The 14,710-nt window shown below is 32.7% G+C and carries 15 protein-coding genes; 6 read left to right on the forward strand and 9 right to left on the reverse strand.

Annotated features, from left to right (window positions below):
- The first annotated feature begins 111 nt into the window (after positions 1-111).
- The gene (locus C8N41_RS11750) at positions 112-1,191 is read left to right on the forward strand and encodes a DUF3667 domain-containing protein (protein ID WP_092447344.1); all 1,080 of its coding nucleotides are present in this window, start codon (positions 112-114) and stop codon (positions 1,189-1,191) included.
- Here the strand turns inward: C8N41_RS11750 and C8N41_RS11755 are convergent.
- Positions 1,188-1,850, reverse strand: coding sequence for a hypothetical protein (locus C8N41_RS11755; RefSeq protein ID WP_115839385.1), 663 nt, complete (start codon positions 1,848-1,850; stop codon positions 1,188-1,190). The genes C8N41_RS11750 and C8N41_RS11755 overlap by 4 nt on opposite strands.
- A 1-nt stretch (position 1,851) precedes the next feature.
- A complete protein-coding gene (gene uvrA, locus C8N41_RS11760; protein WP_115839386.1) occupies positions 1,852-4,641 on the reverse strand; it encodes an excinuclease ABC subunit UvrA in 2,790 nt (929 codons plus the stop codon).
- A gap of 317 nt (positions 4,642-4,958) precedes the next feature.
- On the opposite strand from uvrA, the gene C8N41_RS11765 reads away from it, so the two are divergent.
- Together C8N41_RS11765 and C8N41_RS16990 are read left to right on the forward strand one after the other, a co-directional pair.
- Positions 4,959-5,543 carry an RNA polymerase sigma factor gene (locus tag C8N41_RS11765; protein WP_092447348.1) on the forward strand — a complete coding sequence of 195 codons (585 nt, stop codon included), beginning with the start codon at positions 4,959-4,961 and terminating at the stop codon, positions 5,541-5,543.
- A gap of 57 nt (positions 5,544-5,600) precedes the next feature.
- A complete protein-coding gene (locus C8N41_RS16990; RefSeq protein ID WP_170137121.1) occupies positions 5,601-5,744 on the forward strand; it encodes a hypothetical protein in 144 nt (47 codons plus the stop codon).
- A gap of 33 nt (positions 5,745-5,777) precedes the next feature.
- Here the strand turns inward: C8N41_RS16990 and C8N41_RS11770 are convergent, their stop codons facing one another.
- Positions 5,778-6,329, reverse strand: a complete 552-nt coding sequence (locus C8N41_RS11770; RefSeq protein ID WP_115839387.1) for a hypothetical protein — start codon at positions 6,327-6,329, stop codon at positions 5,778-5,780.
- Between the two features lie 46 nt (positions 6,330-6,375).
- Positions 6,376-7,032, reverse strand: coding sequence for an endonuclease III domain-containing protein (locus C8N41_RS11775; protein ID WP_115839388.1), 657 nt, complete (start codon positions 7,030-7,032; stop codon positions 6,376-6,378).
- 43 nt (positions 7,033-7,075) lie between these two features.
- Between C8N41_RS11775 and bcp the strand changes: the two genes are divergently transcribed.
- Positions 7,076-7,531 carry a thioredoxin-dependent thiol peroxidase gene (gene bcp / locus C8N41_RS11780; RefSeq protein WP_115839389.1) on the forward strand — a complete coding sequence of 152 codons (456 nt, stop codon included), beginning with the start codon at positions 7,076-7,078 and terminating at the stop codon, positions 7,529-7,531.
- 70 nt (positions 7,532-7,601) lie between these two features.
- On the opposite strand, the gene C8N41_RS11785 is transcribed toward bcp, so the two are convergent.
- Positions 7,602-9,056, reverse strand: a complete 1,455-nt coding sequence (locus C8N41_RS11785) for a TonB-dependent receptor (RefSeq protein WP_115839390.1) — start codon at positions 9,054-9,056, stop codon at positions 7,602-7,604.
- A gap of 203 nt (positions 9,057-9,259) precedes the next feature.
- On the opposite strand from C8N41_RS11785, the gene C8N41_RS11790 reads away from it, so the two are divergent.
- Both C8N41_RS11790 and C8N41_RS11795 read left to right on the forward strand, forming a co-directional pair.
- On the forward strand, positions 9,260-10,021 hold the full coding sequence (locus tag C8N41_RS11790) for an MBL fold metallo-hydrolase (RefSeq protein ID WP_115839391.1): 762 nt from the start codon (positions 9,260-9,262) through the stop codon (positions 10,019-10,021).
- 2 nt (positions 10,022-10,023) lie between these two features.
- Positions 10,024-10,530 (forward strand): hydrolase, encoded by a 507-nt coding sequence (locus tag C8N41_RS11795; protein WP_092447354.1) that lies wholly within the window; start codon positions 10,024-10,026, stop codon positions 10,528-10,530.
- Here C8N41_RS11795 and C8N41_RS11800 read toward each other — a convergent pair.
- Genes C8N41_RS11800 through C8N41_RS11815 form a run of 4 tightly spaced genes read right to left on the reverse strand, consistent with a single transcriptional unit; the run spans position 10,527 to position 14,681 of the window.
- Positions 10,527-11,171: an alpha/beta hydrolase gene (locus C8N41_RS11800; RefSeq protein WP_092447355.1), complete on the reverse strand. Its 645-nt coding sequence runs from the start codon at positions 11,169-11,171 to the stop codon at positions 10,527-10,529. The two genes, C8N41_RS11795 and C8N41_RS11800, sit on opposite strands and share 4 nt — an antisense overlap.
- A gap of 5 nt (positions 11,172-11,176) precedes the next feature.
- Positions 11,177-11,506 carry a DUF4870 domain-containing protein gene (locus C8N41_RS11805; protein WP_092447356.1) on the reverse strand — a complete coding sequence of 110 codons (330 nt, stop codon included), beginning with the start codon at positions 11,504-11,506 and terminating at the stop codon, positions 11,177-11,179.
- Positions 11,506-12,759, reverse strand: coding sequence for a dihydroorotase (locus C8N41_RS11810; protein ID WP_115839392.1), 1,254 nt, complete (start codon positions 12,757-12,759; stop codon positions 11,506-11,508). Before C8N41_RS11810 ends, C8N41_RS11805 begins: the two co-directional genes overlap by 1 nt.
- Complete coding sequence (locus C8N41_RS11815) at positions 12,756-14,681, reverse strand: BatA domain-containing protein (RefSeq protein ID WP_115839393.1); 1,926 nt, start codon at positions 14,679-14,681, stop codon at positions 12,756-12,758. Before C8N41_RS11815 ends, C8N41_RS11810 begins: the two co-directional genes overlap by 4 nt.
- Positions 14,682-14,710: the final 29 nt, after the last annotated feature.

Here is a 14,710-nt window from a genome sequence, read left to right on the forward strand (position 1 = left end):
TGTTTTAAACAAGTGTAACTGAATTAGCCACAATTAGTAGTATGTGCTTTAATATTTATACTTGAGATGTTGTAAATTTTATTACTTTTAAAGCAAGACGAACAATCGACCATGAAACCGAATCAAATACATTGCCAGAATTGTGAACAATCTTTTGATGAGAGTTTTCAATTTTGTCCTCATTGTGGTCAAAAAGCAAATGATGAGCTGACCATTAGTGTGCTATTTTATAATACTATTAGTAATTACTTTTCATTTGATGCGCGTTTTTTTGTAAGCTTTATTCCTTTAATGTTTAAACCTGGTTATTTAGCTAAAGAATTTATAAAAGGAAAACGTTTAATGTATCTACATCCTGCACAGATGTATTTGTTTATTTCTGTAGTGTTCTTTTTTATTTTTTCGTTTACGGCAAGAGATCAGGTTAATACGCTAAACAATGATTTTCAAGAAATTTTTGACAAAGACAGTACAGTAGTTTTAGATTCAATTCAAACCAGAAAAAGAGACTCTATAAAACAAGTTAAAGATTCTGTGGCTCGAAAAGAAATTGAAATGGCACTTAAGAAGAATAAGTTCATTACAGGAATGAGCGATAAAGAAATTGATTCTATAATTAAATTAGATACCTTACCTAAGAAGAATGACATATCATTTGGTTTTGATGAGTCAGAAATAGATTCTTTACTTAGTGTTAACGCATCTGATGAGGTTATATACAAATCCATGGGATTAGAGGAAGATGATGGCTGGTTTTTGCGAAAATTATATGCTCAGGTCCTTAAGTTTTACAAATCAAAGGATGCAGGTAATATTGTGGGTACATTTTATGATACGGTGCCTATTGCCTTGTTTTTTGTTCTACCAATTTTTGCTTTAATTCTTAAACTGTTCTATTTTAAAAGAGGAACTTATGCACATCACTTGGTATTTAGTTTTTACTATTTTTCGTTTATTTTTACCGTGTTGAGTATCATCTTTGGTATCAACTTAATTTATGAAATACCAGATTCGATAGATTTTTTAATTGCGTTATCTTGTTTTATATATCTTTTCATAGCTATAAAACGCTTTTATAATCAAGGATGGTTTTTAAGTTTTGTTAAGACGTCTCTATCTACTATGGTGTTCTTTCCTTTTGTATTAATAGCAGTAATAGTAATAGGGCTTTTTGCTTTTATGTATTATTAGTTGTTATTAGAGCCAGCATGCCAAATAGGTATGTTTAAAAATGCACTCAACATTTCAGCATCTTTAATAATAGATTTTAAATTACCATGATCAACAACGTTTCTTCTAGAAGCATCATCTAAAACTAAGTTGAGTTCAAAACTTTTATAAGAACCATCGTCACTGCTTACATGTTCTCCTATAATTTGTAGCGCTATTATAGAGGGTAACGGCACATAATCTTTAGATAATGATTTTCGCGATTCATTACGTTTAAAAGCATATGTGGTATAATACAGGCCGATTTGTTTATCGAAAACTCGAGGTTTATAAAATATATAAAACATAAAACCACCAGCTCCAGCAAATATTAACCCAAAAAGGATGAGAAACCAATTGATTGAAACGGATTCTGTATTACCTTTAAAAAAAGGAACGAGATTAAAAAATAAAACTCCCAAACCAACAGCAAAGAATATGAAGCTGAAGATGGCAGCACCAATGGAAGGCTTGTAAATTAATTTTGAAGGAGATGCCTGAATTAAAACATGCGTTTTAAAACTGGATCCACCAGGTTTTAAAGGCGAGATTGAAACTCTAGACTTTATACTATTAGTATCACTAAGCGTATTTTCTCTAGTTTCAATAACATCGTTATGAAAATCTTCGGGTAAAGCCATCTTATAATTTTTCTTTAAGATACTTTCCTGTAACCGAATTCTTATTTTTCACAATGGCTTCAGGAGTGCCTGCCGCAACGAGTTGTCCACCATGTTTTCCTCCCTCTGGACCTAAATCAATGATGTAATCGGCACATTTTATCAAATCAATATTGTGTTCAATCACAATAATTGAATGACCTTTGGCAATTAACGCTTGAAAGGATTTCAATAACTTCTTAATATCGTGGAAATGAAGTCCTGTGGTTGGTTCATCAAATATGAAAAGCGCATTATCACTTTTACTACCTTTTCCTAAAAATGTAGCGAGCTTAATACGTTGCGCTTCACCACCAGAAAGGGTAGAAGAGGACTGTCCTAAAGTAACATAGCCTAAACCAACATCTTGAAGTGGTTGTAGTTTTCCTTTAATTTTAGTTTGATTATGCTTCTCAAAAAATGCAATAGCATCATCAATGGTAAGATTTAGAACATCGTCTATAGATTTACCTTCAAACTTAACTTCTAATACTTCTTTTTTAAAGCGTTTGCCATTACAAGTATCACAAGTTAAATGCACGTCTGCCATAAACTGCATTTCTATGGTTACTTCTCCTTCTCCTTTACAGGTTTCACAACGCCCACCATCAACATTAAAACTAAAGTGCTTGGCTGCATAATTTCTAATTTTACTTAGCTTTTGTGCAGCAAATAAAGCCCGAATGTCGTCATAAGCCTTGATATAGGTTACAGGATTAGAACGCGAAGACCTTCCAATGGGATTCTGATCTACAAATTCTACATGCTGAATATTGCTATGATTGCCTTTTATTTCTGAAACCTGACCAATTTTATCACTAAAGCCCGTAAGTTTTTTTTGTATGGCTGGAAATAATATCTTTTTTACTAAAGTACTTTTTCCACTTCCAGAAACTCCCGTTATAACGGTGAGCATTTCTAATGGAAACGTAACATCTACATTTTTTAAGTTGTTTTCACGAGCACCAACAATTTCAATACTATACTTGGAGGTTCTTCGTTTTTTAGGAACTTCAATTTCTAGGTCTCCATTTAAATATTTTGCTGTTAAGGTCTCTGCCGCTAAAATGTCTTTAAAATCACCAACTGCTACAACGTCTCCACCCAAGGTTCCGGCTTCTGGTCCGATATCAATGATGCTATCTGCTGCTTTCATAATATCTTCATCGTGTTCAACAACAATGACCGTGTTGCCTAAATCTCGTAATGATTTTAACACTTCAATTAATCGTTCGGTATCTTTGGGGTGTAAGCCAATACTTGGTTCATCTAAAATATACATAGAACCGACAAGACTACTCCCTAAGGAGGTGGCTAAATTAATACGTTGACTTTCACCACCAGACAGTGTATTCGACTTTCTATTTAAAGTTAAATAATTTAAACCTACGTTAGACAGAAAACCGAGACGTGTATTAATTTCGGTTAAAAGACGTTTCGCTATTTTAGCGTCACTTTCACTAAGTTTTAAATTTTTGAAAAATACCGCAAGTTCATCTATTGGCAGATCGACTAAATCAGTGATGGTGGCATCATTTATTTTAACGTAACTCGCTTCTACACGTAAGCGTTTTCCATTACAAACATTACATTTTGTTTTACCACGATAACGTGATAACATTACTCGATTTTGAATTTTGTAGGCTTTCGATTCAAGGTCTGCGAAGAAACTATCGAGACCTTCAAAGTATTTGTTACCCTTCCAAATGAGTGCTTTATGTTGGTCACTTAATTGAAAATAGGGTTTATGAATAGGAAAATCGAATTTATGAGAATTGTTAACCAATTGATCTCGATACCAGCTCATGCTTTCTCCACGCCAAGGAAAAATGGCATTTTCAAAAACTGATAACGCGGTATTAGGGATTACCAAATCATTATCAATACCAATTACATCACCGTAGCCTTCACATTTAGGACAAGCTCCATAAGGATTATTAAAACTGAATAAATGCGAATTTGGTTCTAAAAACGACATGCCGTCTAATTCAAACTTATTATTAAATACGGTTTGTTTTTTATCGGCTAGCGATTCTATAATACAGGTGCCCACTCCTTCGTAAAATGCAGTACCAACCGCATCTGCTAATCGGTTAAGGAAGTCTTCGTCATTTTTAAATACAATTCTATCTACAACTAAAAATAGGTCTTTATCAGATGATATGGTTTGTTTTAAAGCGTCATCTATTCGTACCACTTCATCTTGTACTTTTATACGTGCATAACCTTGTTGCTGTAAAGTTTGAAGTTTGTTTTCAATAGTTCGTCCTTCCTCTAAAATAATAGGAGCTAAGAGTAATAATTTAGAGCGTTCTTCAAACTGAGAAATAAAATTAATCACATCAGAAACGGTGTGTTTTTTTACTTGCTCACCAGAAATAGGTGAGTAGGTTTTTCCGATTCTTGCAAACAATAATTTTAGATAATCGTAAATTTCCGTGGTAGTACCCACTGTAGATCGTGGGTTTGTAGAATTCACTTTTTGTTCAATAGCAATAGCAGGAGCAATGCCTTTAATGTAATCTACTTTAGGTTTATTGAGTCGACCTAAAAACTGCCGAGCGTAACTACTTAAACTTTCAACATAACGTCTTTGACCTTCAGCGTACAACGTATCGAATGCTAAACTCGATTTCCCAGAACCTGATAATCCGGTAATAACCACTAATTTATTTCTTGGGATAACGACATCAATATTCTTAAGGTTATGCAACTTGGCTCCCTTGATAATGATGTTTTCCTTTGGGCTAACGTCTAAAATAGTAGTATTCATAGGTAAGTTTATTATCTAAGTTTGCAAAGATACTATAATACCAAATAAAGATTAATATAACAGCTATATTTCCTTAAGGTCAATAAATATGAGCGATAAACGTCTTATTTTGATTAAGATTTATCTATTAAAGGCGCGCTTTATCCGATAAAATGTTAAATTTTAGTGGATTTTTTTGTTTAATTGGAATGATTGTTGTTATATTTGGAACTTATTCATAATTTAAAAACCATCTGCGTATAGCATAATATTACTCTTAGAAAACAGCTAGTAACCCCAAACTTAGTAAGCAATTACTAGGGACTAAAGTAATTATTATGAGAAAAGAACTTATCCAAGACGCCGAGTTGGTTAGCAACTACATTAGAGGTAATGAAAATGCACTTTCAATTTTAATAGAAAGGCATAAGCAGAAAATTTACAGTTTTATTTATTCAAAAGTGTATGATAGAGATGTTACAGAAGATGTTTTTCAAGACACCTTTATTAAAGTCATAAAAACGCTAAAGCGCGGAAAATACAATGAAGAAGGTAAATTTTTACCTTGGGTTATGCGTATAGCACACAACCTTGTGATTGATCACTTTAGAAAGAATAGCCGTATGCCAAAATTTGATAATACGGGCGAGTTTAGCATTTTTTCTGTATTAAGTGATTCTACGTTAAATGCCGAAAAGGTGCTGATAAAAGACCAAGTAGAATCTGATGTAAGACGTATCATTGAAGAATTACCTGAAGATCAAAAACAAGTGCTTTTAATGAGAATGTACCAAGATATGAGCTTTAAGGAAATTTCGGAACGCACAGGTGTAAGTATTAATACGGCTTTAGGTCGAATGCGTTACGCACTAATTAATATGCGTAAGGTGATTGAACAGAATAATATTGTTTTAACTAATTAATACAATAAAACATATAGAGTTGCGTTTTTGCTATATATAAACTCATAAATTGTTAAAATGGCAAAAATTTACTCTAATGCTTCCCCAAAACAATGTAACCTAAATCCAAAAGATGAAACGATTAGTTTCCTTTTGAATTATTCCAAGGCTTTAAGTGTTATTAATTATAATAAGTTGAAGTTTGAAGCACTTCTAAATTAATTGTATTTAAGAAAAAGTCCTGATATGTATGTATCAGGATTTTTTTGTAAATAACAGCTCTTCATAATTTTGAGTGGTAAGGTATTCTTGTTTTAAACCTTTTAAATATTGAATGGTCTTTTCTTTTAATGGATGCTTATCTCTTAAGCAGTTGGTTATGTTTTCATCATAGATAGTTATGATAATATACCAATGACCTGTTTTATTGGAATAATGATCTTCAAATAATCGTGAGTTGCCGTTACTTTCTCTTTTTGCATCGATTAATGCGAGAGGAAGGTTTACATTCTCATCTGTGCGTTCTGCCTCATAATATGATAAATAAAGGGTTTGATTATTGAGATGGAAAGGGACATTGATACCAACATCAATATTATTTAAGGTATACTTTTTATTAATATAGTTATAGAATTCGCCAGCGTCTTTAGAGTCTTTAAAAATAAATGCTGTTTCTCTTGGCATTTGTTTTTGAAACTTCTTTGCATTCATTATTTTGTAATCTTCATTTTTAAATCTAGGTGCTATTTTTACCGGAATACAAGATAATGTAGTAAGAATTAAAACTAAGATGGTAAGTTTTTTCATGGATTGAAGATTTCTAAAATGGCATCAACAATTGTTCCAATAGTTTTTATTTTTTCTTTTTATAATAAGCATCCAATACCGACTTCCTTCCAATTGTTTTCGTTATGATATCTCTGTCTAAATCCCAACCACGAGCAGGTGAATATTCTCTACCATACCAAATAATTTGTAGGTGTAAGTCATTCCAAAGTTCTTCCGGAAAGAGACGTTTAGCATCTTTTTCGGTTTGTACTACATTTTTACCATTACTTAAATTCCAACGATACATTAAACGATGAATATGAGTATCTACTGGAAATGCCGGAATTCCAAATGCTTGCGATAGTACAACAGCGGCCGTTTTATGACCCACAGCTGGTAGTGCTTCTAAGGCTTCGTATGTTTTAGGAACTTCACCATTATACTTATTAATTAATATTTGAGATAAGCCATGTATCCCTTTACTCTTCATGGGCGATAAACCAACAGGTTTTATAATGTCTCTAATTTCTTCAACGCTTAATTTTACCATGTCGTAAGGATTGTCGGCATGTTCAAATAACAAGGGAGTTATTTTATTAACACGGACATCAGTGCTTTGTGCAGACATTAAAACGGCTATTAAAAGGGTATAGGGATCTTTATGATCTAATGGAATCGGAATTTCAGGATATAATTTATATAAGGTATTTATAACGAAATTAACTTTTTCTTGCTTTGTCATTTTGTATTTTTACGATTAGACATAAAATACAAATTTACACAATATGACACACTTAAATATAGGAGATAAAGCACCAGATTTTTCAGCAAAGGATGAACAAGGTCAAACAATATCATTATCAGACTATAAGGGAAAGAAACTTGTGGTTTTCTTTTATCCAAAGGCGAGTACTCCAGGTTGTACCGCAGAAGCATGTAATCTAAATGATAATTATGAGCGATTTAAAGCTGAAGGTTACGAGATTTTAGGAGTTAGTGCCGATAGCGCAAAACGTCAAACCAATTTTAAAACGAAATATAGTTTTCAGTATCCATTGTTAGCCGACGAAAATAAAGCCGTCATTGAAGCATTTGGTGTTTGGGGACCAAAGAAATTTATGGGTAGAGAATATGATGGTATTCATAGAACCACATTTGTTATTGACGAAAACGGCATTATTACAGATATCATTTCAAAGGTAAAAACTAAAGCACATGCTGCGCAAATTTTAGGAGAATAACCAATATGAATAAAAAAGCGACCATTATTACATTAAGATAATGGTCGCTTTTTTATTCGATTTATTGTGTTTAGTTTTTGTGCATCACCTCTTCAGATTCACAGCCAAACAAGCTTTTTTCTTTAATGAGTTTAGAGACTCCTTCTGGTAACATTTTTTCCCATCCTTCTTTATTCTCTGAAATCATTTTAAGTACAATTCTAGAAAATACCCTGAGGTTAGAGGCGTTGTAATCCGTAATGTCTACCACTTTTCCATTGTATTTAAAGAATTTATATAATTCTTTCATTCGTGGATGTACTTTAAGATTTTCGCTCGTAGTTACAGTTCCATCTTTATTTTCCATAGGATATAAATAGACTCTTAAATCTTTGTAAAAGAGCTTACCAAAGGCTTCTAAAATTCCTCCACTTAAATGGCGGTAATATTTTTCATCAAAAATATCAACGAGATTGTTAACACCCATAGCTAAGCCCATTCTAGCTCTAGAATATTGAGAGAAGTATTCTACCAATTTATAATATTCTTGAAAGTTAGAAATCAATACCGTTTGGCCTAATGAACATAAGAGTTTTGCTCTGTCCATAAAATCTTGCTCATCAATTTCACCTTCAGCACGAAGGTTAGATAAAGTGATTTCAAATATCACTTGAGTTTTCTCTTTGGCAACCTTATTCTCTTTAACGAACATTTCGTAAGATTTCTCAAACATGTCCATATTTACCTTGGTTACTGGTCTAAAGCTACCTCTTAGTGCTAAAATGTTTTTCTTGTATAATACACGTGCAGGTAAAACATTATTACCATCTGGTGCAAACATTACAGCATCCGTCATACCGTTTTTAACAAGTTGTAAACTCATTAAGCGGTTATCGACATTTTCAAACACAGGACCTGAGAAATTTATAGTGTCAATTTCCAATTGATCTTTATCTAAATGATCGTATAAGTAGCGTAATAATTTACGTGGTTGGTTGTATTTATAAAACGCTCCGTAAATTAAATTAGTCCCCAATTTCCCTAAGGTTTCTTGTTGTAATCTAGCGTCTGTTTCTTTAAACCTAACGTGAATTATAATATCGTTATAGGGCTGGTCTGGAGCAACCTGATACTTAATTCCTACCCAGCCATGACCTTTAAATTTTTTCGCAAAATCGATAGTTGCAACGGTATTGGCATAAGAGAAAAATATTTTATTAGGATGCTTATCTCTCGTAATACGTTTTTCCATTAAATTTACTTCGTGATTTAGCATCTTTCGAAGTCTAGCCTCAGTGACATAGCGTTTATCATCTTCAATTCCATAGATAGCGTCACTAAAGTCTTTATCATAAGCAGACATGGCTTTGGCAATGGTCCCAGAAGCGCCTCCTGCTCTAAAAAATTGACGTACTGTTTCTTGTCCGGCACCAATTTCTGAAAAAGTACCATAGATATCAGAGTTGAGATTTATTCGTAATGCTTTATCTGCTAGAGATGGAATATTTTCAAAATCAGAATCACCTGTATACGTTATGTCCTTCATGGATATTGGGTTTGCGTCGTTTTTGCAAAGGTACAGTTTTACTATTGCAAACAAAAAAATAAGTTTATTTTTGTCATCTCAGTTTCGAATTGAAAATATAATAAAAGCCAATGCGTTTTTTTTCTAATTAAAGAAATACGACTAAAATTAAGTCGCATTTTTGAGAGTTTTACAATTTAGACGCATTTTAGAAATTAATTGTTTTGAAAATTACATTTTTAGGTACTGGCACATCACAAGGTATTCCGATTATAGGAAGCGATCACCCTGTGTGTTTAAGTAACAACCCTAAAGACAAACGCTTGCGTGTATCGGTGCTTGTAGAATGGGATAATTTTACGTTTGTGATAGACTGTGGACCAGATTTTAGACAGCAAATGCTCACGGCTAAAGTTTCTAAAATTGATGGTATTATTTTTACACACGAGCATGCTGACCATACTATGGGATTAGATGATATTAGGCCGTTTTTTTTCAGGCAAGGTGATATAGATTTGTACGCACATCAACGCGTGTTTAAATCCTTAGAAAAACGTTTTGATTATATTTTTACTACGGAAAATAAATATCCTGGTGTTCCTAACGTCACTAAAATTGAAGTGAAAAATGAACCCTTTTTGGCAGGCAACCTCAATGTGATTCCTATTGAAGGTCTACATTATAAACTTCCTGTTTTTGGTTACAGGTTTCATAATTTTGCCTACCTCACGGATATGAAAACAGTCGCAGATTCTGAAATAGAAAAGCTTCAAAACTTAGAGGTTTTAGTTGTAAATGCACTGCGAATAGAACCACATATTTCTCATTTTAATCTAGAAGAAGCTTTAGATTTTATTGCGCGTGTCAACCCTAAACGTACCTATTTAACACATATTAGCCATTTATTGGGTTTTCATGATGAAGTACAACAATTATTACCAGAAAACGTTTTTTTAGCTTACGATAATTTACAAATTACCATTTAAACATGAAGAATAAAATTTTAACCTACTTATTCATTTTTGCCGTTCTATTACTAATTTTTCAATATGTTAATTCTAAAAATATCATTGATAAATACGATGCAGATATTGTAAAAGTTAAAGCGAAGGTTTCTGAACATGAAGCAACAATAAAACAACTAGAAGAACAGAATTTTGAGTTAAGTTATTTTAGTATTGATAGAAACGAAGATGCTTACAGTTATTTTGAAGCATTAGGTTATAATACAGAAGAGCTTATTCCTGCTATTATAGAAGGCCTTTATGATATGAATGATTACGAAGGTGATGAACACCCAATTGTACCTTACGTATCTACTACCGATTCTAAAATGTTAATCAATAATGTGCGAGTGATGAATCATAAGTGGATTGTCGCTAACTTTACTGATGGAGCGTTATGGGGAGAAGTTTTTCTAACCTATTCTATTGATGAAAACAGTAACCTTAGTTACAAACTGGTAGAGTATTTTCTATACCCAAAACTCAACTAAATATATTTTTGAAGCCAAGCCTTTAAATCATAAAAATTTTGAGGAGCAACACCATGCCCAACGGGATATTCTGAATAGACGTGATTAATATCTAAAGCCTTCAAAAACACAGGTGCTTTTTGTGCCCAATCCACCGGAATGACTTGGTCCACAGATCCGTGAGAACAGAAGAAATTAAGATGCGATACATCTTCTTTATTAATAGCTTTTGGTATAATATCTTCATTAACGTAACCACTTAACGCTATAACATTTTTTACTTTTTCAGGGTACGTTAATGCTACAGCATAGCTTAAAATAGTACCTTGGCTAAAGCCTAAAAGTGTAACATTATTTGAATCTACAGCATAAGTACCACAAGCATAATCAATAAAATCAGCTATTAGTTTAACTGATGCTTTAGCTTGTTCATTATCACTCCATTTACCTTTATCTGCATCAAAATTTATAGCATACCATGCGTTTCCATAAGGTTGCATGGCATAAGGTGCACGTAATGAAATAATCATTAATTCCTCAGGTAGTTCTGTAGCAAATGAGAACAAGTCATTTTCATCGCTACCGTAACCGTGACACATAATTAATAGTGGTGCATTATCTTTTAAAGAAGAAGGTCTTGTGATATATTGTAGTTTCGACATAATTTTTATCCTATAGTATTAAATACTTTTTGAAAGAAATCACCAAGTAATGGTATTTTACTGCGTTTGCCAGTAACAGCTCCATAAATTCCATAGAGGTACAGTACAGAAAAGAACAGCCAAAAGGACATGCTAATCATCATACTATCAAAACTGCTAATTACAAACGCGATAAGGATGTAAGTTATGCCCAATCCTAAACCTTGTCTAATATGAAAAGCTGTAAACGGATTGCGTTTATCTTGATTCATAAAATAGGCTATAAGCGTGCCAAGTAGAGTTAAGTAAGCGACTAAACCTAATGTTTTACCTTCATTTATTATATTCTCATCCATTATTTTAAAGCAATTAAATCGTTAGCGATAATTCCATACGTTTTCCCTTTAAGTGTGGTTCCTAAAAAGGCACTATTCTTAGAGCGCGATGTGATGTGTTCTGTACTAAATTCGTAAGATGTATTTGGATTAAACAATGTTAAATCTGCAATTTCACCTTCATTAATGGTCGTAGATTTAATTTTAAACCTAGATTTTCCTTGTGTAAGAAGGCTTATTGTTTTTTTTGTGGTAAATAATGTTTGTAAAGCACCAAAAGCAGACTCTAAACCAACTGTACCGTATTTAGCATAATCGAATTCAATCTTTTTATGTTCTATGTCTATAGGATTATGATCTGTAGTCACCATATCTATAGTACCGTCTTTAAGCCCTTCTATTAAGGCATCACAATCTTTTGATGTTCTCAACGGAGGAAGCACTTTATAGTTGGTATCAAAATCTTCTAAAACCACATCTGAAAGCATCAGATTATGAATGGCAACACTACAAGTGACATCTAAGTTTTTAGCTTTTGCTGCTCTAATTAATTCTACAGATTTAGCCGTTGAAATCGTTGGGATATGAAGTTTTGCTTCGGTATATTCTAATAAAAATAAATCTCTAGCCACTTGCAATTCTTCTGCTAAAGCCGGATTTCCTTTTAACCCTAACTTGGTACTGTTAATATGCTCATTAACCACACCAAGACCAGAAATTCTAGATTCTTGAGGAAAAGAACAAATCAAGCCATTAAAATTGCTGGCATATTGCAATGCAATTTTCATAAGGTTAGGATCGGAAATTGGATGCTGATAATCATAAAAAGCTACAGCTCCTGCATTCGTCATATCATATAACTCTGCTAAATCTTCTCCTTTACTTCTTTGTGTAAGAGCTCCTATGGGATAGAGACTTACAGCATTATTTTGAGCTTTAGATTTTACAAAAGTAATGTCTGCGTAGCTGTCAATTACAGGGTTTGAATTTGCATTAAGAGCTACTGCTGTAAAACCAGCGTATGCTGCAGTTTTTAAACCATTAGAAATGGTTTCGCGTTCTTCATAACCCGGTTCTCCAAAAGATACACTACTATCAAACCAACCTTGCGATACATGCAAGTGGTCTCGTTTTATTTCTTGGTAATTTTTGGGATTGGTTATGTGTTTAGCGATCTTGGAAATACGACCTTTTTCAATTAAAATATCAACCGTTTCATTGTGAAAATCACTTTTAGAATCAACGATGGTTGCAGATTTTATGAGTGCGTTCATTTAAGATATTTTAGAAGTAACATTTCTATTATTAAAAATGCTATTGCAAAAATAACAAACCATTTCCATAGCGCATTAACATTTGTGCTACTTTTTATGCTATCAATGGTTGTTTCTAAGCTGTAATCTATAGCCACATTATTTAAAGTGCTTAAATCGTAGTAGCTTAGGTTGCTTTCCGCTCTATTGTAATTAAAACTTAAATTCTGAAGCGTTGTATCCTTGTTTTTTACATTGAGAATTCCTGCTGTATTAGGAAAGTCTTCCGTTTCTAATACAACCGACTTACTATATGTTTTTTGAAGCGGAATCACGGTAGTCTCACCAGAATCTAAGGTTAAAATATCATCTTGTCCAAGAGACGTCTTAATTGCTATGGTGTTTGGTTGTCCAATGGTATAATATAACTTAGACAGTTTTAAACTCTGTAATCCCATATTATATAATACAGGCACGATTAATTGAGAGTTTTTAAAATTAGAGTTTTCTGAATGTAGTGCGGCAGAAAACGCATAAGCACTGTTTTGTCCTATTAAAAAAGGAGAGCCATCTTCATAAGATAAAACTGTATTAGAGCTTGAAGTAAAACGATAAGACTGTTCTACTTTAGGGTATTGAAAATTTGTAACTTTAGAATAAAACGCATTTGCTAAAAGAGGATGATCATAATTGATGTTTGTGATTTGTTTAGAAATGGAATTTTGATTTTTGAATGGACTAATATCTAAAACTCTAAAAGTCTCATTGTAAGTTTTTAAGTCTATGTCGTTTGAAGGGATGATAACTATTTTGCCGCCATCATTTTTAAAGGCCTGCAATGCTGTTTGTAAAGCAGAGGTAATGGAGTTTAGTTCGTTTAAAATGATGAGATTTTGCTCAGGAATTAGATTAAAGTTGAGCGCATTTATGCGGTAACTTTTATAGTTGAATTCATCTTCTGTATAAATTCGCTTTAAGAACGTGTCGTCTGCAGTTTCATTTATTCCTAATACTTTAATTTTAGGTTTCGAGTTAATATTAAAGTAAAATGTATTGTCGTAAGATAAACCCACATCATCGATTACTAATTTTCCATTGATAATAGTGTTATTGGGAATGGTAAATGTTGTTTCAGCTTTCTTTTCAATATCTACAGCACTTTTAGTTAGTAAGACATCATTATTAAATAAGGATACCGATATATTATCTATAGCGTTTGTTGCGCTAGATAATTTTACACGTAGATCTATAGTTTCAGCAGTCGTGTTAGAAATATAAAGACTGTCGATACTTATATTAGTGACTAATGTGGATTTTGGTTGCACCAATTTGAGTTGAATGGTACTATCAGGTTCAAAACTTAAAGGAGTTGTGTTTTGCTGAAAATCTGATACTAAAACTAAATGACGTGTAGCAGAATTTTTATTAGAAAACAATTGTTTCCCTTTTAAATAAATAGCCTCATAATTCAGTTGTGAAGGTGAATGCGATAATTCAATTAAATCTTTTTTTAAAGCCTTAAGCGTTGTATGTCTATAAGTAGCATCATTAGTGAATAAACTGATAGTTTCATTTTCTGGTAAGGTGTTTATAAGGTCTTGTATGGCTTCATTTAGCAAGGTACCATTTTGACCATTGGCTTGCATGCTAAAGGAATTATCTAAATAAATAACCGTTTCATGGGTGTCATTAAAATCTTCCGTATTGGGAATAAAAGGTTGAGCAAATGCAATAATAACACAAGCTAAAAGCAGCATACGTGTTATCAGAGTTATCCATTTTTTTAGTTGAGAACTTTTTCGTGTTTGAAGTTTTACCGATTTTAAAAACTTAACGTTAGTGAATTCTACTTTTTGAAAACGTCGCAGTTGAAATAAGTGTATAAGAATAGGAATAACCAATAAAAATAAGGCATAAAGTATTTCTGGGTTTTTAAACTGCATGCGTTGGTCGTTGTGTTTGCTAATTTATA

It is taken from the genome of Winogradskyella sediminis, assembly GCF_003387355.1.
Lineage (GTDB): Bacteria > Bacteroidota > Bacteroidia > Flavobacteriales > Flavobacteriaceae > Winogradskyella > Winogradskyella sediminis.